The 26776-nt window shown below is 52.0% G+C and carries 15 protein-coding genes and 3 pseudogenes; 8 read left to right on the plus strand and 10 right to left on the minus strand.

Annotation, left to right across the window (positions count from 1 at the left end; translation table 11 throughout):
* The first annotated feature begins 110 nt into the window (after positions 1-110).
* The gene (locus tag LIX15_RS26320; protein ID WP_227777857.1) at positions 111-1412 is read left to right on the plus strand and encodes a BNR-4 repeat-containing protein; all 1302 of its coding nucleotides are present in this window, start codon (positions 111-113) and stop codon (positions 1410-1412) included.
* Positions 1409-2371: an NPCBM/NEW2 domain-containing protein gene (locus LIX15_RS26325; RefSeq protein ID WP_227777858.1), complete on the plus strand. Its 963-nt coding sequence runs from the start codon at positions 1409-1411 to the stop codon at positions 2369-2371. The genes LIX15_RS26320 and LIX15_RS26325 overlap by 4 nt, the downstream gene beginning before the upstream one ends.
* Positions 2372-2554: 183 nt before the next feature.
* On the opposite strand, the gene LIX15_RS26330 is transcribed toward LIX15_RS26325, so the two are convergent.
* On the minus strand, positions 2555-3742 hold the full coding sequence (locus tag LIX15_RS26330) for a glycoside hydrolase family 27 protein (RefSeq protein WP_227777859.1): 1188 nt from the start codon (positions 3740-3742) through the stop codon (positions 2555-2557).
* Between the two features lie 555 nt (positions 3743-4297).
* Between LIX15_RS26330 and LIX15_RS26335 the strand changes: the two genes are divergently transcribed.
* The gene (locus LIX15_RS26335) at positions 4298-6322 is read left to right on the plus strand and encodes a glycoside hydrolase family 97 protein (RefSeq protein WP_227777860.1); all 2025 of its coding nucleotides are present in this window, start codon (positions 4298-4300) and stop codon (positions 6320-6322) included.
* A gap of 122 nt (positions 6323-6444) precedes the next feature.
* On the opposite strand, the gene LIX15_RS34050 is transcribed toward LIX15_RS26335, so the two are convergent.
* Complete coding sequence (locus LIX15_RS34050) at positions 6445-8592, minus strand: glycosyl hydrolase family 95 catalytic domain-containing protein (RefSeq protein WP_227777861.1); 2148 nt, start codon at positions 8590-8592, stop codon at positions 6445-6447.
* On the minus strand, positions 8574-8945 hold the full coding sequence (locus tag LIX15_RS33840) for a hypothetical protein (protein ID WP_227777862.1): 372 nt from the start codon (positions 8943-8945) through the stop codon (positions 8574-8576). The genes LIX15_RS34050 and LIX15_RS33840 overlap by 19 nt, the downstream gene beginning before the upstream one ends.
* Before the next feature lie 177 nt (positions 8946-9122).
* Here LIX15_RS33840 and LIX15_RS26350 point away from each other — a divergent pair.
* Positions 9123-10393: pseudogene (locus LIX15_RS26350) on the plus strand (IS4 family transposase).
* Positions 10394-10959: 566 nt separating this feature from the next.
* On the plus strand, positions 10960-12384 hold the full coding sequence (locus LIX15_RS26355; protein ID WP_227777863.1) for a family 4 glycosyl hydrolase: 1425 nt from the start codon (positions 10960-10962) through the stop codon (positions 12382-12384).
* 1413 nt (positions 12385-13797) lie between these two features.
* On the opposite strand, the gene LIX15_RS26360 is transcribed toward LIX15_RS26355, so the two are convergent.
* The 3 genes from LIX15_RS26360 to LIX15_RS26370 form a co-directional block, all read right to left on the minus strand.
* Positions 13798-15981 (minus strand): ABC transporter ATP-binding protein, encoded by a 2184-nt coding sequence (locus tag LIX15_RS26360; RefSeq protein WP_227777864.1) that lies wholly within the window; start codon positions 15979-15981, stop codon positions 13798-13800.
* A gap of 35 nt (positions 15982-16016) precedes the next feature.
* The gene (locus LIX15_RS26365; RefSeq protein WP_227777865.1) at positions 16017-16895 is read right to left on the minus strand and encodes an ABC transporter permease; all 879 of its coding nucleotides are present in this window, start codon (positions 16893-16895) and stop codon (positions 16017-16019) included.
* Positions 16896-17031: 136 nt separating this feature from the next.
* Positions 17032-18045, minus strand: coding sequence for an ABC transporter permease (locus tag LIX15_RS26370; protein WP_227777866.1), 1014 nt, complete (start codon positions 18043-18045; stop codon positions 17032-17034).
* Positions 18046-18428: 383 nt separating this feature from the next.
* On the opposite strand from LIX15_RS26370, the gene LIX15_RS26375 reads away from it, so the two are divergent.
* Complete coding sequence (locus tag LIX15_RS26375; RefSeq protein WP_227777867.1) at positions 18429-19598, plus strand: MFS transporter; 1170 nt, start codon at positions 18429-18431, stop codon at positions 19596-19598.
* A gap of 235 nt (positions 19599-19833) precedes the next feature.
* Here LIX15_RS26375 and LIX15_RS26380 read toward each other — a convergent pair whose 3' ends face one another.
* From LIX15_RS26380 to LIX15_RS26390, 3 genes and pseudogenes are all read right to left on the minus strand, one after another.
* Positions 19834-20901 (minus strand): Gfo/Idh/MocA family protein, encoded by a 1068-nt coding sequence (locus LIX15_RS26380; protein ID WP_345412943.1) that lies wholly within the window; start codon positions 20899-20901, stop codon positions 19834-19836.
* A 526-nt stretch (positions 20902-21427) separates the two neighbouring features.
* Positions 21428-23260, minus strand: coding sequence for an ABC transporter substrate-binding protein (locus LIX15_RS26385; RefSeq protein WP_227777868.1), 1833 nt, complete (start codon positions 23258-23260; stop codon positions 21428-21430).
* A 127-nt stretch (positions 23261-23387) separates the two neighbouring features.
* Positions 23388-24147: pseudogene (locus tag LIX15_RS26390) on the minus strand (transposase); the annotation flags it as partial.
* A 39-nt stretch (positions 24148-24186) separates the two neighbouring features.
* Here LIX15_RS26390 and LIX15_RS26395 point away from each other — a divergent pair.
* Together LIX15_RS26395 and LIX15_RS33460 are read left to right on the plus strand one after the other, a co-directional pair.
* Positions 24187-24459, plus strand: a complete 273-nt coding sequence (locus LIX15_RS26395) for a COG3415 family protein (protein ID WP_227777869.1) — start codon at positions 24187-24189, stop codon at positions 24457-24459.
* Positions 24460-24523: 64 nt separating this feature from the next.
* The gene (locus LIX15_RS33460; protein WP_227778096.1) at positions 24524-24682 is read left to right on the plus strand and encodes a helix-turn-helix domain-containing protein; all 159 of its coding nucleotides are present in this window, start codon (positions 24524-24526) and stop codon (positions 24680-24682) included.
* 533 nt (positions 24683-25215) lie between these two features.
* Here LIX15_RS33460 and LIX15_RS26405 read toward each other — a convergent pair.
* Positions 25216-25635, minus strand: a pseudogene (locus LIX15_RS26405) (transposase); the annotation flags it as partial.
* Positions 25636-26776: the final 1141 nt, after the last annotated feature.

Below are 26776 nucleotides of genomic sequence, written 5' to 3' on the forward strand. Positions count from 1 at the left end.
GTTCCTCTATCATAACTCAATCATGTTCAGAGGAACTCCATCTACTTCAGCCGACTAAGTTAACAGTGCCACCAAGGAAAATATACACAATAGATGTTATTGTCGTTCGCATGAGGGACAATCCTTCATATTCGAAATTTAAGTATCGTGTCAGTCGTCGCCGACTGCTGCGGACGAGTCTCGCCGCGAGCACCGGATTGCTCGCTACGGGAGGACAGACAGCGGCCGCCGAAGCAGAGTCAGGCGGATTCATCGACGCCGACCCGATCGACGCCAGACCACTCGACGGCGAAGAGCCCGACTGGACGCTCTACCGCACCGCGGAGGATACGGGGACGGACACCGACATGCGGGCGTTGAAGGTGGGGGTCTATGACGAGCAGGTCGGGAAGACGTTCATCACGTACATGGGCGCCGAAGGGCCAGCACCCACCTACGTCCAGGAGTTCAACCACGCGAACGACAAGTGGACGCCGAAGAAGCAAGTCGGCGACTCCTTCGACGACTCGCACAACTATCCCACGATGGTCCAGGGCGACAACGGTCGGCTCCACGTTTTCCATGGCTGTCACAACTCTCCGCTGCGCCACGCGACGCCGTCCGCGTCCCACACCGTCCGAGGCGAGTGGACGGACGAGGCGATCGAGGAAGCCGAGGGCGCTAGCTACCCGATGCCGTTCGTGGCGGACAATGGTGATCTCTACGTCTTTTATCGCGAGACGTACGTACTAGGAGAGGATCCAGGCGACGAGGAGTACGACACCGCGTATCGCCCCCTCCGGTACGTTCGCTCGACCGACGGCGGCGAGACGTGGACCAACTCGGTGGAACTCACCGGCCACGCCGGCGCCGTCAACGACGGCCGCCGAGACAACTGGCTGAACGAGATCTACGCCGAGCAACTCCACCACGAGTCCGCCGGGAACGGCAACCCCGAGCGCGTCCACTTCACCTGGATGATCTCCGGCGGTCTCGACGAGGACGGTGAACATTCGCACGGCCATTACCTCCAGAACGTCTACTACGCGTACTTCACGCCCCACAACCTCCACTGGCACACCGCCGACGGCAAGGACCTCGGCCAAAGCATTACCCCCGAGGAGATGGACGAGCACTGCATCGTGGAGAACACGCTAGAGAGCGATAAGTTCACCCGCAGACACAGTGTCCCCTTCGACAAGTGGGTGAATGTGACCGCCGACGGCCGCCCCATCCTCCTCTACTGCCTACGGGCTCCCAGCGGTATGGAGCCGGGGGGAACTTCGGCAAGATCGCCACCTGGACGGGCTCCGGGTGGGAGAAAAGCGATCTCGTCGACTACACCTACCCCCAGTACGGCCTGGAGCGCATCGGCGACGAATCGTTCCGGTACTACGCCGGCGGCGGCGATACGATCGATCTCTACGTGGTGAACGCCACCGACACGGGGGCCGACGGGCAGGCCGGGAAGAAGGTGGACGAGATCCCGTTCCCCGGCAACGTCACGGCCGACGGCGGCCTCATCGAGAACTACCGGGATCCGGCCCGTCTGACCGCTCCCGAGGACGAAAAGCCCGCCGATATCTACGTCGCGGGGAAACCGAGGAGGCGGGCACCCGAGCCCGGGCCGGACCTCACGATCGACGGCAGGGAATTCACCGTCGAATCGGTCGACGAACAAACCTGGCGGATTACCGTCCCGATCGCAAATGTGGGGGCCGATCAGTCGCCGGCGACGACGGCGGCGTTGCTCGACGTGACGGACGAACAACAGCACCGGCTTACTACGTTCGATGTGCCCGCTCTTGACGTGAACGAGTACACAATCCTTACCTACGACTGGGATACCTCGATGGTTTCTGCCGGGCGGTACGAGCTTCAGGCGGTCGTCGATCCCCACGACGAGATTCAAGAATCGACGGAAACGAACAATGCCTCGCCGACGGCCGAGATCACTGTAGCTAAACCGCCGACGAGCGACACCTACCTGAGCGATCTCCAGTGGGTCGATGCCACGATCGGCTGGGGCGAGATCGGCCTCGACGAGAGTGTCGAGGGCAATCCAATCACGATCGGTGGCACCACCTACGAGAAGGGCATCGGCACGCACGCCCGCTCCGAGATCACCTACAACCTCGGCGAGAACATGTCACGCTTCGTCTCCGACGTCGGCGTCGACGACGAGGTCGAAGGCGACGGGAGCGTCGGCTTCAAGGTTGTCGGCGACGGCGAGACGCTGGCCGAAACCGACGTTCTCACCGGGAGTGGAGGCGCCACGCATCTCGATGTGGACGTCTCGGGCGTCGACACGCTCACACTCGTCGTGACGGATGGTGGCAACGGGATCGACTCCGATCACGCCGACTGGGCTGCCGCGCGGGTGCTCACGTAATCAGGTAACGGCGAACCGGAGAAACAGCGGACCGCAGACTGCGTGCCCGTCAACCCGATCGCCATCATCGCATCCCGGCGAGTACCAGACAACGCGTCAACGACCGCTCCGCTTCACCGTCATTGGATTCACGTCGTAGTCGGTGCCGCCTGTCCGTTCCACGCGCTGGATCGAGATGCGGAGTTACTCGGCTGGCGAGACGCGGACCAACGTCACGCCGTGGGGGTCGACCGTATCGGATAGTTCGCCGTCAGTCTCCCACTCCTCGTCGGTCCATAGGTCGCGGACGCGATAGCGATCCGCTGTGACGGGGACGTTGACCTCGTCGACGTGAGTGCGCACCTCGTCGGCTTCCTCACCCTGGTTGAACAGGACAACCGCCGCTTCGTCGTCGACAAGTCGCTTGCTCCAGACCTCGCGCGAGCCATAGACGCGGTCTCGGGTTGCTTGGATCCCGAGAGGGTCCTGGTTGATCGCGATGGCTTGTTCATTCGTTAGCACCTCGTGTGTGGTTTCGGACAGGTTCCGAAGGTCGGTTCCGGCCATCAGCGGCGCCGAGAACATACACCAGAACGAGAAGTGTGTTCTCTCTTCTGCTTTGGTGAACGGTCGCTCGACCGTAACGGCCTCGTGCTGTGACTGTCCTGAGTCCGGCCCGTTACCCACCTGTAACATGTCAGGATCGTTCCAGCCGTCAGGGGCCTGGTATTCTGCGCTGCCCTGTTCGGCGGCCCGATCGATGATCTGCACAAGGCCGTCGCCGAATTCGTCGTCTTCGGCACGCCACTTGGCGACGATGTCGCCGGTTGTTCTCCAGAGGTGCCCCCCGACATTGCGTCCCCACGTCCAGGGGTCGTTGAGTCCCCACTCGCAGATGCTGTATACGATGTCTCTGTCAGTCTCGCGAAGGGCATCACCCATCGCAGCGTACCGTGTGATGGCGTCGCGTCCGTCGTGGTCGCCGCAGTTGTCGTACTTGAGATAGTCAATCCCCCACTCTGCAAACTGTTGAGCGTGAAGTCGTTCGCGTCCGAGACTCGCGGGATATCCCTGGCAGGTTCGTGTGCCCGCCGAGGAGTAAATACCGAACTTCAGACCGCGATCGTGGACGTAATCGGCGAGGTCATCGATACCACTCGGGAAGTCCTCGGGATGGGGACGGAGACGCCCCCGCGAATCAGTCTCATCTGCCATCCAACAGTCATCAATGACGAGGTACTCGTATCCGACATCGCGGAGTCCCGTTTCGACTAGTGCATCCGCGGCGTCGCGGATATCCTCTTCAGTTACAGCGCAACTGTACACGTTCCAGGAGTTCCACCCCATCGGCGGTGTCTGGGCCAGTTTGCTGTTACCACTGTTCTTTGACATACCCCCGAGTTTACAACCGTGGAATAAATACCTACCGCAACTGATCCACGACACTAAACGACCCTCCGGACACGTCGAGGCTACGTCTACCACCAGAGAGTCCCGATCGGAGCTTGACTACTCGATCTTGTCTTGGGTCACGCTGAAACGGAGTTCGCTCTCGTCGATATCCTTGATTTTGAGCACGTACTCGACTTGCTCACGGCTGGTCTCCGTCGTGTGATCGTCACCGTTTGATCCGAGGATAGCCGCCGCATGGTCGAATGTCTCGTCGCCGATCCCCGACGACGCTCGGTTCGCTGCTGCCGATAGGAAGCCAAGAGCGGAACCACTCGAAACATCCTGTCATCAGTTCGTGTTGTCCATTTTGTTCGCGCCCAAGTACTTATTGAAATCTACCAATAATAATTAAGTTTAACACGAGTATATATTGGGATGCTCACATCACCGTGAGGTTGCATAACAACGGACGAGGAAAACAGTAAGGTTTACGGAACGGAGCTGATCGATGAGCGAGACGCGGGCAACGGATTAGGCATAACCAAGCGGCGGTTTGTGCAACTGGTCGGCTTCTCGACCGTCGGATTCCCGGCGAAAACTGGTAGTGTAAGCGCAGACGATACTGAAAACGCATGGAAGTACGGGAACTACGTGGAATCAGAGTACCTCCGTTACGAGGACGGGGAGTTGATGTTCCCCGCGGACGAGGAGGGCAACCAGATTCCGGACTTTAGCTGGGCCGGCTACCGTCTGCGCGAAGACACGATTCCGGACGTGCCGACGGTGAAGAAAATCGGGCCCGTCGAGCGTATCGCGAAAACAGGGAGTAATGGAACACCCGACTACCATATCTCTGATAGAAACTATTATATGCGGAGCGCACAACCGAGTATCGTGCCAACAATAGACGGACCGAATGGTAACGTTAGTGCTACGATCGATCCGGAGGGCGAGATTTCGATCGAATTAGACGGAACAACGATTCTCGAACCATCCCCGTACAATATCCCGGCTTCCGGATCATTTCCGGATGAGTTCAACTACGAGGGCGTCGAAACCCGTGAGATCGACGAGACCTACAAGCTCGCACACGGGAAACGAAAGGAGTGTCGTCACCGGGCTACGGAGGCGGTGTTCACCTACGAGGCCGCCCGTGGCGTCGTCGAACTTCAGGTGCGTATCGCAACCGACGGTGTGGCCTATCGCTATCGCTATCCCGGTGATGAGGGTAGTGTCGGATTCCTGACCGAGGGTTCGGCTTTCAATATTCCGCGCGAGGCGATCGGATATCTGATGCCCTACGTCTACCATCACGAATCGAGCGGCCGGACGGTGCCGGTTAGCGAGATCGATGATGGTCGCGAGTATCAGTTCCCGGGGCTCTTTCAGGTAGAGAAGGATAGTTGGGTGCTGCTCTGTGAGGCCGGCGTCGACGGCGACTGGGCAGCGGGACGACTGACCTTCGACGGGGACGATGGCCTATTTGAAATCACTCACCCGCCAAATATTGCGCGGTCGCCGCGTCCGGTCGACGCTCCGTGGCGAGTCGCGATCGTCGGCGACCTGGCGACGGTGACGGAGTCGACACTGACGACTGACCTCGTCGACGGCCCGCGTATCGACGCCGATTGGGTGGAACCCGGGCGAGTCGCGTGGTCGTGGTGGTCCACCGGAACAGGTGACCTCGAACTCGGGAAAGCGTACGTCGACTACGTGAACGAGCACGGCTGGGAGCACATCCTCATCGACGCGGGCTGGGGTCGCGACTGGATGCCCGAGTTAGTCGAGTACGCGGACGAACGCGATGTCGGCGTGTTCGTCTGGGCGCACTTCACCGAACTCAACTCGGAGAGCAAGCGCGCTGAACGCCTTCCCAAGTGGGCCGATTGGGGGATCGCCGGCGTCAAAGTCGACTTCATGGACTCCGACGACCAGGGCCGGCTGCAGTTCTACGACGCAATGGCGGAAGCGTGCGCCGAACAGGAGCTCATGGTCAACTATCACGGGTCGATCATCCCGACGGGCCTCCGACGGCGCTGGCCGCACGTCATGACCTACGAGGGCGTCATGGGCGCCGAGAAACACCCCGGCATCGCATCAGAGCACAACACGATCCTACCGTTCACGCGCAACGTCGTCGGACCGATGGATTACACGCCGGTCACGTTCTCGGCCGAAAGCCTGCAGACCGTCGGCCACGAACTCGCGCTCTCGATCGTCTTCGAGTCCGGCCTCCAGCACTATGCCGATTCGATCGACGAGTACACCGCTCGGCCGCTCGCACAAGAGGTCCTCGATGCAGTGCCTGCGACGTGGGACGAAACCCGGTTCCTCCGAGGGAAACCCGGCGCGGAGGTGACGCTCGCGCGTCGTTCGGGTGACGAATGGTTTATCGGCTGTATCACCGCCGGACCGAATCGTACCGTCGACGTGCATCTCGACTTCGTCGACGGCGAACGGGAGGTGACAGTCACGCGCGACGAGGGAGACGGCGAGACACTCATGTGCGAACGCGAGGTCGCAAGCGAGACGCTCTCGATTCCGGTACCGGAAAACGGCGGATTCGTCGCGCGGCTCTGATCGGTGCCCGCCGACCACACCTTTCCGCGGTCGTCGGTTCGATCCGTACTCGATACTACTCCGAACAGCCAGTGAGCCGTCGTTGCTCCGGCGATGCGCCCGACGGAACGATTACGATATCCTCACCTGCGTCCGTATCGACGGTCACCATCGATCCGTCCACGTCTTCCTGCCGTTTCCCGTCCCGGTACACCCGTATGGGATCGTTCCCCCACGGATTTCGAAGTCGGCACGTCCCGCCGTCCCGGGAGTGCACCTCCACAAAACCCACCTTGCCCTCCCTCATCGACGCGGTCACGAGAAATCCGTTGCGACAGAGCAGCGTGAATTCGGCGTCCCACTCCACTGGCCACGCTGGAAAGACACGGATAACGGGCTCTTGACCGGGACCAGGGGGAATGCTCTGACAGAGACCCTCGTGTAATGCGTACGCGACGTTGCCGAGCCGTTGCGCTCCGAGTGCCTGACTGCCTTCGCGCAGTGTCATACCGGTTCGGGAGGACCGCCAGCTGACCGGTCTCGTCGAACTCCACGAAGTCCTCCTCGGGCCACTTCGCGCGTATCTGATTCAAGAGCGCGTTCTTGAGATCCGAAGCACGTCCCAACCGCGCCGCGATCACCCCCAGGGATGACATCACGGGGACGCGCGTTTCCAGTCCGACGCCGTTGGGATGACACTGCTCGAACGTTGCCTCCGCGAGTTCGAATCGTTCCGGATTCTCGCATGGATTCCTCGTCTCGAGTGTGGCAATGTCGAAGTCGTAATACCGACAGCGAACGTCGAATTCACCCCACAGGGAGTCGGGATTGGGGAGGCTAGCCGCAGGAGTGAACGCGCTCGCCCAGATTCGCGGTCCGTCGCCGTCACGCGAGTGAATCGAATCGGGGTGGTCACTCGTCGGGAGCGGTACGAGATTTTCGAGCAAGTCGAACCATTTCGATTGCAAGTCCGCGTCTACGTTGAGCGTCTTCGCGGCGTTGATCGCTGCCGGGAGAATTCCGTGTAATCCCACAAGCGCATCGAACGGATCTTTGGCACCGAGCACCGGTTCGCTGTGGTTGACGTGATGCAAGTGGAAAACGCCGTCCGGATCCCGCGTCAGATTCGAGTAGTGGCGGAAGAACTCTGCGACGCCCCGTAGCATCGGGTACGCGTACTCGCGGAGCCACGTCCCGTCTCTGGTGTACTCGTAGCGTTTCCAGTACAGATAGGCCAACTCCGGACCGCTGGCGAAGAAGTGATTCACCTCCCCGAACGGTCCGGTACCCTTGTCCGTGTACGTCCAATGACCGTCGTCGAACCGCCCGGGTGCCTTCCAGTTCCATCGACTGGTGTGGGGATGCTTTGCGGCGGCGAACTCACGGAACTGTTGTGACCGCATCTCCCAGGTTTTTTCGAGCAAATAGAGCACCCGAAGTCCCTCGGCGATGTCGTCGGGGAGATCGGCGAGTCCGTTGAAACACGTCGTTTCCGGTACGTAGATCCCCTCACTGCCCCATTGCTGGCGTGCTGCGGTCGCGCAGGCGCCGCGCATTCCCGAGTACAGCTCGAAAAGCGGATCAGTAAGTTCGATCCCGTTCGATGGAAATAGCCCCCGGTAGTAGAGGCTGAGGTTTGTCCACCACTGTTGAGCGCCCCACCGGCGATAATCGCCGTCTGTGTTCCAAAGCATACCTCCGAAGTTGGGCGGGAAGGAACCGCGCGAACTCGATTCCATTAGGTATAGAAAGTACGTGTAATGCTTCTCGACTTCCTCGGCCGCGCCGTCCTCGCTTCGCAGGTGGACGAACGCCCGCGACCAGAACTCCTTCCACCACCGCTCGTTTGCTGCCCGAATGCCGTCTGCCCCCTCGGCAACCGCGTGATCAAGCCGCTCGCGGGCGACAGCAGCGACGTTCACGTCACGATCGAAGTTAGCCGCGGTAGCGATTAACACTGTGAACGATTCCTGCCCCGGCTCAGCGACAAGTTGCGCTTCGGTTTGGGTCGGCTGTTGCATCCGTACGGAACGTCCGACGATTCCGATAGCGATAGCCGAGGTGCAATAGTGCTCGCCCTCTTCGAACGTTTGGACAAGCGTAATCCGATCCTCGCTGGCGTCGACCGTCGATGTCGCGGTGTGATGTTTCGTTTCGACGACTGGTGGCCTGAGGGCCCGCACGGTCGCCGTAATGGCCCCCGGAGCCTCCTGTTTATCCTCGATTCCGATCGCCAGTACGTCTTCTTCCTGCCAAGCAACAGTTTGGGTCGTTACTCCGTCACCTTCCACCTCGGCGATCCCATTGTAGACGGACAGATACGCGTCGGTGTCCCGATCTGGGAACGCATCCGGACCCGATCGCGAGAACTCAACATCAACGAACCCGCAGCCGTACCCGTAGTCATTGTCCGACGGTTGAAACTCATCGTGTCGCCACCATTCGCGTAGACGTCGACCCGATTGAGCTGGAGTTTCAGCGCCGACGGCGTCGTCCAGACGAGGCTCCCCATGCGGCCATTGCCCACTGGAGGACCGGCTTCGCTGCGCTCGATGGATCCCTCGTATTCGAGGTCAGCCCGCGAGATCAATGAGCGATAATCGACCGACGCCATCGTGGATCCGTCATCAGTATCTCGTGTCATAGTGGAGAACTTCCACGTAATTAACGAAGAAGCAAGGGATATATTTGTCGGTGAACGTTCAGAAAACGTTCGACTACGTGGAAGTATTCAGATACCATCCGTGTTCGGATAAGGCGCAAAACCGATAAACAGTGCTGTCTTGATGAGATTATCTTCAGAACCCGCGTAGAGAGATGTTTGCTATCTGAACTATATCCAACAATTATACGACGCCAGTTGACTTCCCTCTTTCCCGTAGAATTCATTGAAGGCATCACTCTCGTGCGCGATACCGTCCAACGTCACCGGAAAATCGACATCACCATGCTCGTCTGGTCGCTCATCTTAGGCTATGACATGGATGACGAAACACGTTCCATCGCCGCGTTTCAACGTACCTACTTGACTGCGACCAACCAGACCGTGAGCCGATCCAACTTCTACGACCAATTTACGTCAGAACTTGGCGGTCTCCTAAGTTATCCTTCTCGCGCACGCGCTTGAGGAGGTCGAAGTCCCTCACACTATAGTCCCGTAACTCACCCAGTTCCGCGACACGACGATCGCCGAGGCAACCTGAAGACGGTTCCCTCGGCTCCTTGCGGCGTTTCCAGCTACTCAAGGCGATGAATCCGGTATTCAGCTGTACCTCGTCTACAAAGTCACGAAGCGGACGTTCGCGTAGCTCAACCTCACCGACGAACAAACCCACTAAAGCAGCCAGTTCGCGGTGCAGAACTGGCTGCGTGGGAGGCTGTTTTTGTTCGATCTCGGCTTTTACAGCCACCGCTGGTTCGTGTTAATTGACGAGAACTGTGGGTTCTTCGTGAGCCGGCTGAAGACGAACGCAAATCCAGTGATCGTGGACAAGCGACGAAATGGTGCGGCAGCGCCATTTCCGTGACTGGAACCCACCTCCAAGACCTTCTCTCGCAGCTCACGCGGAAACACATCGACGCGACCGCTGAATTCGCCTTCAAGCGTCGACAGTATGGTGAGAACGAGTCGAGTGAGAAGGCAGCGTTCCGTGTCGTCGGTGTCCGTAGCGAGGACACCGACGACCACTATCTCTACGTGACAAACCTACTGGACGAGTTCACGCCAGTGCAAGTAGCGGCGTTGTACAGCCTCCAATGGAAGGTCGAGTTGTTGTTCCGTGAGTTGAAATCGCGATACGAACTGGAGAAGTTCGAAACGAGTGATCCAGCGATAGGGAGTTACTCGTGATGGCGACTCTGCTGACGCTAGTGATCAGCAGAGCCTCGTTAGCGGTGTTTCAGGAGCTTGAGCCTGGCGTCGAGTACCCAGAAGAGCGTTGGGCGACGATCTTTCGGTCGGTTGCCCAGCCAGTACTTGCTGATCTGGCTCTTGCATTCGGCCTTCCTCCACCGAATCTTCCCGAACTGGTGCGTTTGGAGGCACATCAATCCGAGAGCTCACGTCTCACTTTGAACAAACGAGGGGTATAAGCCTTCAGAACGGAGGTTAGCTCTTAATCCTACTTCCGCAGTTTATCGCTGATAAGGTGGTCTCTACCAAGATTTACGGTAGTTTACCGTAATACGTCTCCCTCTATCGGTTATGCCTCTAGACGGCTACACGACGATCACGATCAGCAAAGAAACTGCTACCAAGCTTTCACGAGGCATGGCACACGATGACTTGGGAACCATGACGATTGCCATCGACTACACTGCTCAACTAGCGTTAGATGAGGAACCGATGACAACTGTTGAACTCGCCCAACTCTTGTATCATTGACTGCAAACCGAAGAAGATGTCACAAATCGATAGACAAGACTAGTCTACCGTAACCTTACCGTAATTTAGCCCCTCTGTCGTCAAGAACGGAATTAAACCGCGGAAGTAGGATTAATCGAACACGAATGGACGCAACCCTTACGAAGAACTCAATCGAGTCGTTCGAGACATCGAGGTGCTTTCACAGGCTCACGCTGTACCGGTCGTTGAACTCTCGGGCTAAACACAGACGAAACATACAAGTGATTCCCCAGTCACCTCAATAGTGAAACTCATGCATACACTTGATGGAAGTGCTGTCGATACCGATCCTAGTCATATCTCAATAGCCGTCATCGGTGGCGGGAGTCGAAGTTGGGCAAAAACGCTGATGAACGATCTTGGGCAAACAACGGAAATGGCTGGAGTAGTACGTCTCTATGATGTTGACTACGAAAGTGCAACACAAAACGAGCAGCTTGGTTGCTTGATCCAAGAACATCCAGATGCAGTCGGTGACTGGGAATATCGAGCCGTCGAGACTCTTTCAGAAACACTTGATGGAGCGGATTTTGTAGTCTGCTCAACACAAGATCCACCGGAGGAAACAATGGTACACGATCTGGATGTTCCACAACAGTACGGTATCTACCAGACAGTGGGGGATACAGTGGGTCCCGGTGGAACATTTCGAGCTATGCGAGCAATTCCCCAATACCGGGAGATTGCTTCCGCAATTCGAGAGTACTGTCCAAATGCTTGGGTCATCAACTACACAAACCCAATGACGGTTTGTACTCAAACGCTTTATGAAGAGTTCCCGGAGATCAAAGCAATGGGAATCTGCCACGAGGTCTATGGAACTCAGGGCTTCTTGGCGTCGTTGGTGGAAAAGCATCTCGAAGAAGACCAGCCTCCTCGTAACGAAATCGATATCAACGTCAAGGGTGTAAATCACTTTACGTGGATCGACGAGGCATATTGGCGGGGGAAGAACCTGATGTCGCTCGTGGAGTTAGAAGCCGAAACGTACGATCCGCCATCTTACGATCCGGGGGAAATGACTGACGAATCATTCTACACCACCAATCACGAAGTTACGTTCGATCTATATGATCGTTTCAACATCTTACCTGCGGCTGGCGACCGCCATCTGGCCGAATTTGTTCCCTGGTACCTTGATATCGACCATAATGAGGAAATCCATCGATGGGGGATTCGACTTACTCCAAGCGACCATCGTAGGGAACATTGGTCCAAAGGTGAATCTTCGCGTCAAGCATTACTCCAAGGAGAAGAGTCATTCGACTTCCGTGAAAGTGGCGAGGAAATGGTCGATATCATGCGTGCATTATTGGGAATCGAACCGATGAAGACGAACGCAAACGTTCCAAACCAAGGTCAAATATCAGATCTGCCGATCGGCGCTGTCGTCGAGACAAATGTATTATTCACCAATAACAACTGCACTCCACTCACTGCAGGTGGGTTTCCTCCTGTATTGCGAAATTTAATCGGTAGAAATATCACAAATCAAGAAACACTTCTCGAAGCTAGCTTCGAGGGCGATCTCGATCTTGCCTTTCAGGCATTCTTGAATGATCCCTTAGTTACGATTGATACGGAGGAGGCCAGCCAACTCTTCATTGACCTGATTGAGCAGGAGCGTTCGTATCTCATGGATTGGGATTTTGACAATGCGGCAATCCTTGATAGCTAGAGTATGTTGACCCCATGTTATGTAAAAAAATTACCACTGTCTGATAGGAGGGCTCTTTGTACGTACGTGTCGACTACTATTTTGGTGTAGACCGATTTAATTTCTATATATTTTCATACAGTACGAGCGACTTGATTGACGAATTCTCACGCCAGATCATCAATCTCACCTGTCTATACTTTCTCCAGGTTTGCATAGAGGCCGTCTTTAACAAGGAGCTGATTATTCTCGCCCTGTTCCATGATTTCTCCGTCTTCCAGGACGGGAATCTTATCCTCGTGTTTACTGTTGAAAACCTATATGTAATAATCATCGTCGTTCGATCAGCGGTAATTCCCTCGATGGCACGTTGGATGAACATCTCTGTTTCAGTATCGACGTCACTAATCGCCTTGGCCAAGGTACATGCTAACTTGTAAGCCAGCCTTTGAATGAAGGTGTGGGGTGACAGGACTGTAAAGGAAGATATTAATAAGAGACTCAGTTTCTATGCTACTATGGAATGGTCTTCGGATCGATACTGGGAAATCCTTTGTAGCTTCGTCCCCTTCTGGTACACACTCTTCGTTTTTAATATTATATTTCTAGTCTTAATTATAATATCTCTTTCTATTCTCCATGATGATCAAGAAAGTGGTGCTTTCGTGGTAGCACTAATCTCTCTTGTAATTGTCGGTGTGAGTCAATTTGCGGTAGGAATTATGATTAGATTGTGCCGGAATAGGTGAGTTGGAGGGATGTTTCTAATTACGTCATAATTACAATTTTAATTATATAACTATATATTTTGGTGGAATTCGATATACTCGCTTTCGACCACTCGTTAGATTTCTTCTTCATCGTCTGTGGTAAGCTTCAAACTGACTGTTGGTGGATGTCCGTCGTCAAGAAGGATAATTAGATATAGGAACACAAAGATTGAGTTCAGACCTTTGAATTGACTTAGGGAGAATATCTGATCCTACTCCAATCATACACGTTAGTGTATCTGATCACGTCGACCGTCGGTACCTGTGGTCCTGAATCCGTCCAGCGACGCTCAACCCGCCGATGATGAGATATCCTATTATACCCATGAGGATCGGGATTGACCCATACATTCCTAAATAGGCGGCCGTCCACTGGAATCCTCCTAACCCAAGAACATAACCAATGATGTAAAGGATGATTCCAGTGAACAGAGTCATTGCCAAATAGGGGTGATCAAGGCGACCTCCAAATAACTGTGGCATATGAGTATTAACGTCAGTAAGGAGGTTAAGTTTATCGGGACATCATATATCAGTCACTTCACAACACACTTGATTCGAAGATAGCGAATTTAAATTTGACACATATTATATTATTATATATTTAGAATAATAAATATTTAATTGATGTGAGGAGATGAATAATTTGCCATCCCGATAGTTTTCAATCGTCCAATATGGATTCGCTGGGTGCCTCTTGACTAGCTTCGAGAGTTTCGCTATCCCAGTATGGATGATACTCAGGATACTCTCGGAAACAGGCAGTGTGATGTTCATCATCACCGCCATCACTATGTTCGAGCGTAGGCTTCTGATTTCGGCATGCTTCCCGTGCTTCCGGACAGCGAGTGTGGAATCGGCATCCTATTGGAGGATTTACTGGATCAGGTATATCGATGCCCCGAATGGGAGGTTCACCGGTTTCTGATTTTGCTTCCACATCAGCAGTCGACCATTTCAATACTTTCGTATAAGGATGTTGTGGGTTATTGATTACCTGTTCAGCCGGACCTATCTCCACAATTTCACCGAGGTACATGACACCAATTCTACCCCCAGCATTACCCGCGAAGTATCGAGCATTTGCAAGGTCATGTGAGATAAATAAGAATGACGTGTCGAACTGTTCTTGCAGAGCAAGCATGAGATCCATCATTTCAACGCGCAGTGAGACGTCCAGAGCACTTACTGCTTCGTCCGCAAGGATAACATCCGGCTCCATCATGAGTGCCCGGACTAACGCAACACGTTGTTTTTCTCCCCCCGATAGTTGGTGAGGATAGCGATCAGCATAATCCTCGGGTGGAGTCATCCCAACGTACTCAAGCATACTCAGTACGCGGTCCCGTCGGTCACCTGGATCCAGATCAGGTTTCCACCTCTTCATCGGTACCTCGAGAATCTTCATCACCTTCCGATAGGGATTTAGTGAGCTTCCAGGATCCTGATGAATAATTTGGAGTGAACGGCGAATATCACTAAATGAGGTGTCAGAATTCTCAACCGTACCATCCTTTGTCTCCCAAATATCCTGACCTCGATATTCTACATTGCCATTGGTCGGACGTTGTGCTGCTATCGCTGTCTTACCTAACGTTGTCTTTCCACATCCACTCTCGCCAACCAGTGCGACGACATCATTCTCGTAGATATCCAAATCCACCCCATCAACTGCGTGAACAACGTCTGGGTTCCCGAATAAGCCCTCGAGAATACCAGCTTCCTTCTCGAAATGAACCTCTAAATCTTTCATCGAAACAACCGGATCCACCGACTGATTGCCTTGAATTTCGACGACCTCTTGCTCGCCTCTATCTTGAGATAGAGGGATAGCCTCTTCGGATTTCTCCCAATGGAAGCATGCGGTCTGATGTCCCGCTGTAACGTCCTCCAAGGATGGGTCTGAAGCCGTACATTCCTCTGTAGCCAATGGACATCGTGGGTGATAGGAGCAACCTGTCGGTTGGTTCACTGGATCCGGACTTGAACCCTTAATAGGTCGCATCTTAGAAAGTGGAGCGTCAAGATTCGGAACCGCTTTCAATAACGACCTTGTGTATGGGTGAGTCGGTTGGGAGACGATACGATTCGCTGGTCCGACTTCGACGAACTCAAACGCATACATAACTCCCAATCGATCGCAAAGACCTGCAACAAGCGGTAGGTCGTGGGTGATGAATACAACGGTGAGATCAAACCGATCCTGAATATTCTGGAGTAGACTCAGGATCGAGCGCTGCATCAGGAGGTCAAGTGCTGCAGTTGGCTCATCCATCACCAATACATTTGGCTTGAGAACGAGACTCAATGCAATCAGTGCCCGCTGCTTCATCCCTCCGGACAGTTCATGCGGATACGAATCAAGAACGCGCTCAGGGTCTAAGTACAGTTCCGAGAGAAGATCATGAGCAAAGTCCATCCCCTCATCGATGTCATAGTTGTGAGCTTCAAGTGTTTCCTTGAAGTGCCCCCGGACATCCATGGTCGGATTGAAAGAACTCATGGCTCCCTGGAAGACCATTGAAATCTCTTCCCACCGAAGACGACGAAGTTCTTGGTTACTTAAGCTAAGTAAGTCGATCTGTTCCCCGTTTCCAGGATAGTATGTTATCTCACCGTTCAACTCTCCGGGCTTGACCACTGCATCGAGCATCGCTGATGCGAACATCGATTTCCCGGATCCCGATTCACCAACAACTCCGAGTATATCGTAACGATAGATATCGATACTGACGTCGTCTAGTACGCGCGAATCACCACGCTCCATGTCAAATGTGACACTTGCATCACTGATTTCCAAGACCACATCTTCGTTTGGATCACTGTTGTTTCGTTCTGCCGAGTTCATGTTTGAAGCCATTTGGTTTCTACTCATATTATCACCTAACCTTGAATCCGAGACGTGGCGCCACTGTCTTGACTCTCATTACTCTCGATTTCATCCCCAGCCGAAGACGTGTGACGTGCAATGATGCGGGGATTAAATATTCTATCGGTACCCTGTGCGAAGAGGATCAACCCAAATGATAGGAGGATAACCATTATCATCGGTACAATTATCCAGTGAGAGTTCTGCCATGTTGTCAGTGCCCCACTAGTTGTGTATGCGAGGTTCATCATTACCCCCCAGTTCTGATTCGTAAAGGGAAGGATGCCGAGAAAGTAAAGCCCAACAGAAGAGAAGATAACTGTTCGAGCTGAATTGACGAAATTCACCATAATATATGGCATAATCGGTGGGATTACATCTTTCATCAATATATTCGGTGTTGAAACACCCATAAGACGAGAAGCTTCGACATACGATTCCGAGCGGATCGTCAGAACCTGCGACCGAATTGCGCGTGCTAATCCAGACCAAGCATTGACTGTCAGGACGACACCAACGACCCAGGGGTTGCGGGGTTCGAGGAGGACAGCAAGCACAATCACTAAGGGTAGACCAGGAATCGTCATCAATACATCAGTAATTGTCATTAATACACGGTCAACAGTTCCTGATTTATAACCTGCGCTAGTTCCGACCGCTGTGGCGACTGCAGTCGAAAATACAGCACCGGCTGTAATCATTTGGAGCATTGCAGGCGTCGCATGGACTGCCTGATGAGCAACGGATCGACCAAGATTATCCGTTCCCAATGGAGCCTCCGCATACTGGAACGGCATCACCAAATTCGGAGCAATATATGGAGTTGGCTCAGGAATAATGACGACGCCGATAGTCCCTAATAGGATGTAAAAGAGGATGATTAGCGCTCCCACCCGAGCTCTCCAATCCTTCCAACAGATGACGAGTGGAGCGTAAACCCATTCGTTGAGAGTCTGCTGGTACCGTTCGGTTCGGGTCGTCCCCTGGTCGGAGGACGTCGTGGTCTGATCTCCAAACGGCGATGTGTCATCAGTAGCTTTCACGGTTAGCTCCCTCCCCTGCACGCGGATCAATTTTTCCGTATGTCAAGTCTGCGATGTAAATGCCCAGAACCACTGCAATTGTGATTAATAGAAACGCTCCCATCATCATCAAGTAATCTCGTGCACTGATTGCTTGAAGCATGTAATATCCTATACCTGGATATCCAAATATCTCTTCAAGGATGACCGACCCACCAAACATGAACCCGATTGAGATCATCAAACCGGTGTACATGGGTAGTATCGCGTTTCGTCCCACGTATCGTAGCGCGATTCGGTTCGATGATAAGCCACGCAGATGAGCGACCCGGAGATAATCCTCACCGAGGATACGAACACTGTTTCCTCTCATCGAAAGAGCCTGCATTCCTAGGCCTGTAACAACGATTGAAGCGATAGGCAGTGCTGCATGATAGAATACCCCGATAATAAATGGCAAATTTATCCCTGGCGTTGTATTTGGATTCATCCGACCTCCTGTAGGGAACCACTGATTCCAGAGGCTAAAAATCATGAGGAACATTATTGCTGCTACGTAGTAAGGAATAGAACTAAGGAATATTGATACTAACGTCGCGATGACGTCGAATTTACTCCCTTCCACGTAAGCCATTATTGCCCCAAGGACAACGCCAAGCGTGAATGTAAGTAGTAACCCAATAGACATAATGAATACTGTCCATGGGAGTGCTGAGGCGAGGATCTCGCTAACTGGTTCCCCATACCAGACCGATCGTCCGAGATCGCCAGTTGCTAGTCCAATCATATAGTCAATATATTGCTGTAGTAAGGGGTCATTTGGTTGCATATTTGTGTACGCTTCAACTAGGGCATTTAGTTGAGCTTGATCGAAATTACCTCCCTGCTGCTGAATGAGCTGTGCTCTTAAGAAATCCATCGGGCCTCCGGGAAGGAGGCGTACCATTCCGAACGAAAGGGTTGCGACGGTGAATATCGTAAAGACTGCTTGTGCAGTCCGTTCTAGGTAATAGTTAGCCATGTTATATTTTGTTGCGAGACTTGAATCGCCTGATCACCAGAGTATCAACTGAGACGGGAGCTGATGCTTTATGAATTCTACGTTTGGCTGTTTTCCCATTAGCCCGTGTGTACAGGTTCCGCATACCATGAGAAATTGAACCATCCACAATAAGTCTTTCGTGGCATACCTGACGCTATTCGGTAATAATAACTGAATTGTCTAAACTGAATGGAGCTCGTTCCTAAATGAACCATATAATTTTTAAATAATAGTTTGTAGATTTTTGATCATAGAGGAAAGATTGAGTTAGCGAGTCCACATTACAGCCACTTGAGGTTGAATTCCATACGAAATCACCGCAAACACTAACAATGAATTGCTCCGACTCTTAAACGTGTGTAATGCTGGAGAGAGAGCGCTGGACAATTACCGTATTCGTAATTGTCATTATAGGAGCGATTGCAGGACAGACGCGGGGAGCACTGCTACCCAAGTTTCAGGAATCGTTTGGAATCTCTGATGGATTACTTGGATTAGTTGCTCCTGCCAGCTCTGTAGGATTTGTGAGTACGGTTCTCCTCATCGGATTTCTAACGGGGCATCTTTCTATAAAACGATACCTCCTAACTGGAACCATTGGTGTCGGGATCGCACTATTGTTAATGGGTATCGCCCCGAGTTATGAATTATTTTTATCATCTTTGTTTCTAATGGGGATCAGTAATGGAGTGATCCGTGCTTTCGATCGACCGATACTGAGTCATCTTTATCCTGAACGTCGCGGGTTAATATTTAACGTATACTCAGCGGTTTGGGCGATCGGTGCCTTCTCCGGCCCACTACTTGTAAATGCGGCAATTGAGTATGGGAACTGGCGCTTCACTTACTTACTGCTCGGTGTAGCTTTCTTACCACTGATCATACTATTGATGCGGTTCAACCCACCAAGCGATTTTAACAATGAGTCAACGATCTCACTTGACGCAGCAAGCCAGTTAATTAGAAGACTACCAATCGCTGGAATGACTGCTGGAATGGTGCTTCTCGGGGGAATTGAAGGTACCCTATTCTTTTGGCTACCATATTATGCTAGCTCCTATTTCCAGCAAGATACTGCAAACATTCTCCTCTCCACATTTCTGTTGGCATATTTTCCCGGACGAATGGCATATGGTATCCTCATAGACCATCTCGGAGAGCTAGGATTACTGTTCGTAGGGTGTATCTGCAGCCTTCCACTCTTGTATATTACATTCCTCCGCCCACAACCAGCGATAATGTTTGCTAGTGTGTTTGGACTGGGGATACTTATCTCAGGACTATATCCCACTTTTTCGGCATTGGGAGTGGAAATTGCTCCTGAATACAGCGGACCGGTAAACGCTCTGTCTACTGCAGCAATGTCAATCGGGATCGCGATTGTACCAGTGATAGTTGGGGTCATCACTGGACTTTACAGCATTCAAATCTCGATGTGGCTCCTGCCAGCACAATTCCTCCTGCTATTAATTGTCCTAATAGTACTACTGGTGGCTAGAAGTCACTCAGCTACCGGCATCTTCTCACAATAGCCGTACTTGTTCGCAAAGACGGACCAATTTTTCATTTATAGAACCATCTCCGTATTCACTAACTTATTTATCTGAACTATTATAAATTTGTTTATAAATTTATTAAGAAATTTATTAAGAAATTTATTGTTGTACGATGCAATGACACAGGAGAGTGCCCTACAGACTACGTGCTTCCCAGCCTGGGGGGTACTTCGTTGATAATAATCACTTCATTTTATCTCGTTGTTTCCGCTCAAGTCGTCAATGATTGTTCAGTATCTTCCAGGAGTTTCTGGACTGCAACAGGATCGCCTGTTTGACTACTCAACAATGCTGCTTCGACTAGAGCCATTGACTGAAGGTTATCCTGTACATTTGTTACCATCGGTTCCCCACCCTCAATCCACTCGATGAACTGCTCAATTAACCAGAGATGTGACCAGGTGTTCCTTGAATTCAGTAGTGGTATCTCGCTTCCAGTGCCAGGTTTGACTCCTGGCCAATTTCCTTCATCATCAGAATCATATTCAAACCGTTCGATTTCTCGCCTATCAAGAACAACAGTCTCATCTCGACATTCAGCACGAATATAATCATGTCCCCAACCATTAAGACCTGCCGCGTTCGTTTTTGTACCTTCATACGTGGCTCGAACACCATTTTCGAAGGTCATATTCACTAATGCCTGTCCATCCTCGGTCCCTGTCCCCCATTCTGGATGCCATGTCTGAGCATATAGTCGTTCACAACGAGATTCGGCGAGGTCGGCTAAGATGTCAAGTTGATGAACTCCACCTTCAACGAGAGCTGGATATCTGGATCCACTCGATCGGGTGTTCGCAGTAAACCGACAAACGAGATAATCGAGCGGTCCTGGCTTATTGGATCGAAGGTACTTGCGGAGTGTCGTTTTATCTCGATCAAAGCGATGGCTCATCGTAATTCCCATTTTCACATCAGCTTCCTCGACTTTCTTAGCGATACGAACTGAGGTCTCGAGTGTCTCCGCAATTGGTTTTTCCGAAAAGATGTCGAGATTATAGTCGATCGCAGCATCAACGATGGACTCACGAGCAGCGGGCGGCACTGCGTTTGTACAAAAATCGACTTCGTGTTCGGAAAACGCTTCTTCAATGTCGGTATAACATCGGTCTTCTGGCATCCCTAATTCGTTTTTTGCATTCTTCAGAGCCTCTTCACTTAGATCTACTGCTGCTACGACATTAAATAGATCCGCATCTATGGCAGATGGAAGGAATTCTTTGCACCACACTTCGCCCCAACCGCTCGTTCCGATATGAATTATATCGTACGTCATCATAATCAGACTGTGAGAACAACTGATGGGTAATAAGTGTTTTGTATGCGGCTATTTGAATCCACATATTCATGTATATATTCAAATATTGATTATTTATCCAGTGTGCGATCCTTCCGATTTCCGGATTTGTAGCGAGTGTCGGTATTGTACCATCGGTACTTCCTACTGACTTCTCAGAACATTCACCGAATTAGTAAGCGGACGTGGTGAGATTCGCCGTGGACAGTTTCAGCTTTTCATAGATGCATTTCTGCGTGGCAGAAGCCGCGAGTACGAATGTGTTGGCGAACACAGCCGACAGCTGGCACTCACGAAGGGCGGGCCCGTGGCCGCGGGCTGACGACCTCGAACAAAACACTACGACTGGTGAGGCAGCTGATTTCTGGCATAGCTCACCAAGAAATCACATCACTGTTCACGATCAACTATACCCCACATACTCCACTCAGTGGAGTCATCATTGAATTTTTGCAAAATTCCCTTTGTAGAGGTCTACTGTCCTATAAACGTCTAAATTTGATGGAAGTTATCTCATATTATGCTTTCCTTTGCGGATAGGCCAGTAGGTAGGACGGTCGAGATGCATGTCGACGTCATTCTTAGGATCTGGGAATTTCCACTGTTCAGTACTCACATACGCGATGGCTTCCCAGACCCGCGCTGGGAAATGGTGAGCGGACTGATTATACGCCCATGCAATCTCTGTTATGAGTTTTTTACGTTGTGCTTCGTCGCTTGCCACGCCTAACTCTGAAATCTTCTTGCGGACGTCGACCGTTTGAATCGATCCGTTAGGGTTGCCTGCTGGCATTGGGATATCGACTTTACTAGGAACAGGATACCCGTCGCTGTCTTTTCGGTCATAGAAGTGAGTCTGGAAGTTGGCGTACGGAAGATTGGCGCCGCCACCTCCCCAGTTACAGGCTGCAAGATCGAAATTTCCGTTCGGGATTGTTTCCCCGAAGAATGTGGAGTCCTCTTGCTGTGTCTGTTCAACTTTGATTCCAAATTGCTCTAGATCAGCAGACACTGCCTGTGCGACAGACAACCATGTTGCGGCGGTATGCGACTTTACAGAGAGCGTCCACCGATTTCCATCGGGGGTATGCCAAGCTTCTCCATTCTTTTTGAACCCTTCTTTCTTTAGTAGTTCAGTAGCACGTTTGTGATTTGGCTCTTTGTATGCGTATTTCTCGAAACTATCCAATTTATCACCGATTATCTCCTTCGCTTTATTTGGCATTATGCCTGTTGGGGTTGGAATCGACCCGTATAGATCAGAGGGTCCAGGCATCGCCATACGTAGGTGTTTACGTGTGATTACATGCCCAAGCGCTTTACGAACCAGTCGGTTGTCAAAATATTTAGTTTTTGAAATATTAAGAATAACACCTTCGCCGACGAATCCCGGATGTGTAGTGACGTGACCTTGCGGGAATCTATCTAACTGTTCAGGTTGAGGATCGGTTTGGGGAGTCCCATCAATTTCCTTATTGATGATAAATTGTGGAACAGCACTTCCGCCTGGTGATAGTCGGAGGCCGTACTTTGGAAGGTTTATATCATCAGCAGTAATATATGGATTGGCGTAGTCCTCGAACTTGGTTAGGATGTACTTATTGTCCGTGATTTTGTTATGCTTGAAGGGCCCGTTCCCCATTGGTTTGTCAAGTTTGAACTGGAGGAGTTCCTCCTGCACGGCTTTCTTATCAGCTTCTGATTTCGCTTCTTGGAACTTCTTCGCATATTCACCGAAGATCGAATTGGGCATATCGACTGGTCGGTCGAATAGCTCAACAAGCAGAATTTCTTCGTTTACTGGTCCAGATAGAGTGAATTCTACCGTCTTGTCATCGACGACCTTTACGTCCTTGAGGAAATTCCAGACAGACATCTCTAACCCTTTTTCGATGAGAAACTGGTTTTCGATGTCTTTGGCCGTCACAGGATTTCCATTATGCCACATATGATTTTTACTAATATTCACAGTGACAACGGCACCCTCTTCCATTTTATCTGGTAGCTTCCAGTCCTCAGCGATCATGGGGTGCCAATTTTTATCCTTGCTATAATAGTCATACTTAGCAAACATATCGTATGCCAATGACGCTACGTTTTCGCCATAGTTCTGAGGCCGCATTCGATTGAATTGCGCATCCTGAGGAGGGATGTTCATGTAGGAGGTGAATTCGTTGTCCTTACCGTTGCTACCATTACTGTTCGGACTATACTGCTGTCCACCGCAACCCGCGATCCCAGCTATTCCCGCAGAACCAACGGCCCCAAGAAACTTCCGACGGTTAAATGCAGCTGGCATCTTACTGTCTGACTTTAAATCGCCATTGTCGTACGATGGCATGGCACGTAGATTGGGGGTTCTGTTATATAAATTTGTTCATCATTCGTCTTTAGCTAACCTCAGCGATTGGTTAAGTAGCAGTAGCGAACCGTTCTTGGAGGATTGGTCGCTGTCGATGGATCTTCTAGGCGTCCGCCGCCATCCGTTCTAACAGCGGTGGTGGAGAGTAGCCGAGGTAGTTGCTGAGTCGTTTGAGGATCCGTTGGGTGGCGACCTATCGGTCGTACACCCAGCATTCGGGCGGGAACACCGCCTCCTCATCGGCGCACTCGATCACCAGATCCAACAACTCACGATTCACCAGCAACGTCAAAATCGCGGCATACAGTAATATCTCCACAACCGCAGGGTTGCTCGTGCCGAACTCGTCAAGGTCGTACAGCGTCTTCAGCTCTCGAAACAGGAGCACTACCTTCTACCGACACCGATAGAATGTCGCGTAAATTCGCCGGGAGGAAAGCCTTCCATAGCAGATTTGTGATGAAGAGGTGGTAGTAGTGGGCGTCCTCGTTGTGGACGCCGACGATGCAGAATCGTTTCGTATTCCACGACCGCGTGCCTGCGTACAGACCTCGTCTGAACTCCACTTCGACCTCGTAATCGATGGATGTGCGGTGGAGAGCCTCCATGACATCGAAGACCTGCTCGCCCTCCAGCGGAATGGCGCATCCGCACCATTCCCACAGATCTGCGACGATCTCCAGCTTGGTGTTGGTTTTGAGGCGACTCACGAATTAGCTGCCGTTCTCATCGGTTCGCGCGAAGCGGCGGTACTTGTAGTACGCTAAATTGTGAATCAGCAACCGGCCTTCAAGCCCCGATCCGATCTTGAACTCAGTGCTGGCGTGGGAGCGCTCGCCGGTGATGCTGATCTTCTCTAGGAACTCACGAAAGTACTCATATTCTCCGAGCGACCCGGTTAGTCCTTGACAAAGCGTAGCGACAAGCTAGCGGGAGTGAGCACGGCTCACCTCCACCAGCGGTTCAGCGACGAGACCGATCCGAAGGCGGTCAAGTGTCTATCTGTGGCGTTAGAATCCAAATCGGGGCTCTCACCAGCCAAGATCGAAGCGAAATACGGGGAGGTCGAACAGACCATTTACGCTTGGCTTAATCGGCTCGTGGAGCGCGACATCGATACCGCGCTCCACGACACCCCATATCCCACATCCCGGTCTGCCACGACTGCTGAGCCATGAGCAACATCAGCGCTTTGTCGCTGTGGTGAACGTTGCACCGAGCGAGGGTGGATATGACGCGCCGGTGTGGACGCCAACGCTCATACGCACGTATTTGGAGGAGACATTCGATATTACATACTCCCGGGAGCACTGCCGAAAGCTGCTCCACTCGGCCGGGCTGTCTAGACTTACAGCCCGGCCGCGTCACTACAAGGTCGGTTCAACCGAGCAACGACGATAGCGTGCAGAGTTCAAAAAGTGGCCGTTACTGACGGCTGACGGCTATTGGATCGTCGCGATCGATCAGCATACGCAGGTGGTCGCTACCGAGCAAAAGCGCGGGTGGATCCCAGTGAACTAACGCCCGAGACCGGCAGTCTCGGGCGTTCATGATCGGATGAACATGTTGGGCGCGGTCACCGACTATGACGACCGATTTGTTACTCTCACACCAGATTGATTCACCTCAGAAGTCGCGAAACACATTCTTCGGGAAATACAGCAGGAGTTCGGCAAGAAGTCAGTGGTCGTCTTGGACAATGCCCGCTTCTTCATCGCGAAGACGCTGAAGAAGTAGGCCGTTCACGGCGGCCTACCTCTTACGTTCCTGCCGTCGCATTCACCGGGACTGGGCCCCCTTGAAAACTGCCGGCGGCAACTGAGAGAAGCTCGAGCCAACCGGCTGTTTCGAACACTCGACGACGTCAAGACATATCTCGCAACTACGCTGCCAGCGCTCAACTCGCCACAGATCTATGAGTATCTCTGCTGATCCCTATCGATGGTTTGGTCGGTGACGTTGTGGAGCAGGTGGAGCTTCGCTTCAGTCTGCTCCTCACAGAGTCCCTGATACTCCTCGCGCAGAAATCTGTGTATCCGCAGAATGGTTGCATCGGCAACCGTCACGTCTCTGAAGCGGTCGAACTCGTCGCTGACGGTGTGCGGGACAGCGACCTCATCGAGTTCGCGCTGGACGAGGTCGTGGAGGTACGCGACGAACAGCGGCGTCAACCACTGGTAGAAGTCGCCAGGTGAGAGTGGTTTGTCAGCGGTAGCGTTGTAGGCGCGACGGAACGGGGCGAGTGTTCGGTTCTCACCGGCGGCGAAGCCGAACACGAATGCCTACACCAGCGCCGGAATCTGTATCTCGTCGTTGCGTTCGACCACGCCGACTGCCTCGGTGTGGTCTTCCATTGCGGTCGATGAAAAGAGCGTAGTAAGCCGTCGTTCAATTCTAGACGAGGAGGGGTCATGAGTCGCACTGAATCCTTCATTTCGATTACGAATCAACTTCGATTCTAGCCGAAGTCATGCGGTTTGTTCCTTAGTTAAAGACGGGTGATTTGTCCATTGTCGATTTAAATATGCAGAAACTGGATTTCAACTCAGTCATTCCCATAAACACTTGTTTTTCATTATAGAATTGACGCTCAAGGAGCAGAAGAACAAATCGTTTAGATCATGCCAACTGAAGGGAAAGACTGTGGTCTTCTTCGAATGCCTGCGTTCAGTTAGAGACTGTAAAAGCAAAGTCAAAATATCCTGTTTCAATCTAAACAGGCTACAATATGGCCATATGAGGCCAGCAAAGCAATCTAATGGGCCTACATTGCGCATGTTCTGTATTAATGAATACGATTCTCGAATGGGGTGTAGTGACCTCTGATTTTGGCTACTGTATTTCCTGAAATGAACTGTATTATATATTATTTATATATTTGTTATAGAAAGTTCGCTCTTGACTGACTGAGAATCATACTGGTTGCGTACTACTCAGAGAAGTACAGATAAATATGGCCCACATAGAATACCAACACTACAATTGTTATGGGGACGTAGATCCGTATCACCTTTTTCTTGAAAACCAATGTGATTACATCGTCTGGTATACAATCATTCTTGCTGTGTATGGTGTTGAAGATATCTAATTTTAAAACTTTATTATAATATTATACATTATTATATATTTAATTGGTATTGCATTATCTTTCCTGTTCTTAATTAGTGAATTCAATAAGGTGGGCCGTGTGCTCTGCGTGGAATTTCTTTTGGGATCTTCTGGAGCGGGAAGCATTACTCGAGTCGGCGATGGAACTTGGAATCCAATTTTACTTGGCGGGAGTATCCTCGTTGAGTTTCGCTTCTATTCTCGCTAGTCAGGTTGTCAAACGCAGTCGCACTACCGTCCACAACTAGATACAGAAGGCTAACCTACGACTCTCCGGGGATCGATGCCCGAATCGCGTCCCGACTGACGGGACTGTAATTGGGTCAACGATCAGCGATACTGGTTGTACACGGCTGTTGATCCACCACAAACCGTCTGCTACATGCG

Source organism: Haladaptatus pallidirubidus, assembly GCF_020700235.1.
In the GTDB taxonomy this organism is placed as follows: domain Archaea; phylum Halobacteriota; class Halobacteria; order Halobacteriales; family Haladaptataceae; genus Haladaptatus; species Haladaptatus pallidirubidus.

Bases quoted from the DNA above. Each gene is read 5' to 3' on its own strand.
- LIX15_RS26385 (WP_227777868.1), bottom strand. From the start codon at position 23,260: ATGCCATCGTACGACAATGGCGATTTAAAGTCAGACAGTAAGATGCCA.
- LIX15_RS26370 (WP_227777866.1), bottom strand. From the start codon at position 18,045: ATGGCTAACTATTACCTAGAACGGACTGCACAAGCAGTCTTTACGATA.
- LIX15_RS26375 (WP_227777867.1), top strand. From the start codon at position 18,429: ATGCTGGAGAGAGAGCGCTGGACAATTACCGTATTCGTAATTGTCATT.
- LIX15_RS26380 (WP_345412943.1), bottom strand. From the start codon at position 20,901: ATGATGACGTACGATATAATTCATATCGGAACGAGCGGTTGGGGCGAA.
- LIX15_RS33840 (WP_227777862.1), bottom strand. From the start codon at position 8,945: ATGACACGAGATACTGATGACGGATCCACGATGGCGTCGGTCGATTAT.
- LIX15_RS26360 (WP_227777864.1), bottom strand. From the start codon at position 15,981: ATGAACTCGGCAGAACGAAACAACAGTGATCCAAACGAAGATGTGGTC.
- LIX15_RS26355 (WP_227777863.1), top strand. From the start codon at position 10,960: ATGCATACACTTGATGGAAGTGCTGTCGATACCGATCCTAGTCATATC.
- LIX15_RS26330 (WP_227777859.1), bottom strand. From the start codon at position 3,742: ATGTCAAAGAACAGTGGTAACAGCAAACTGGCCCAGACACCGCCGATG.
- LIX15_RS26320 (WP_227777857.1), top strand. From the start codon at position 111: ATGAGGGACAATCCTTCATATTCGAAATTTAAGTATCGTGTCAGTCGT.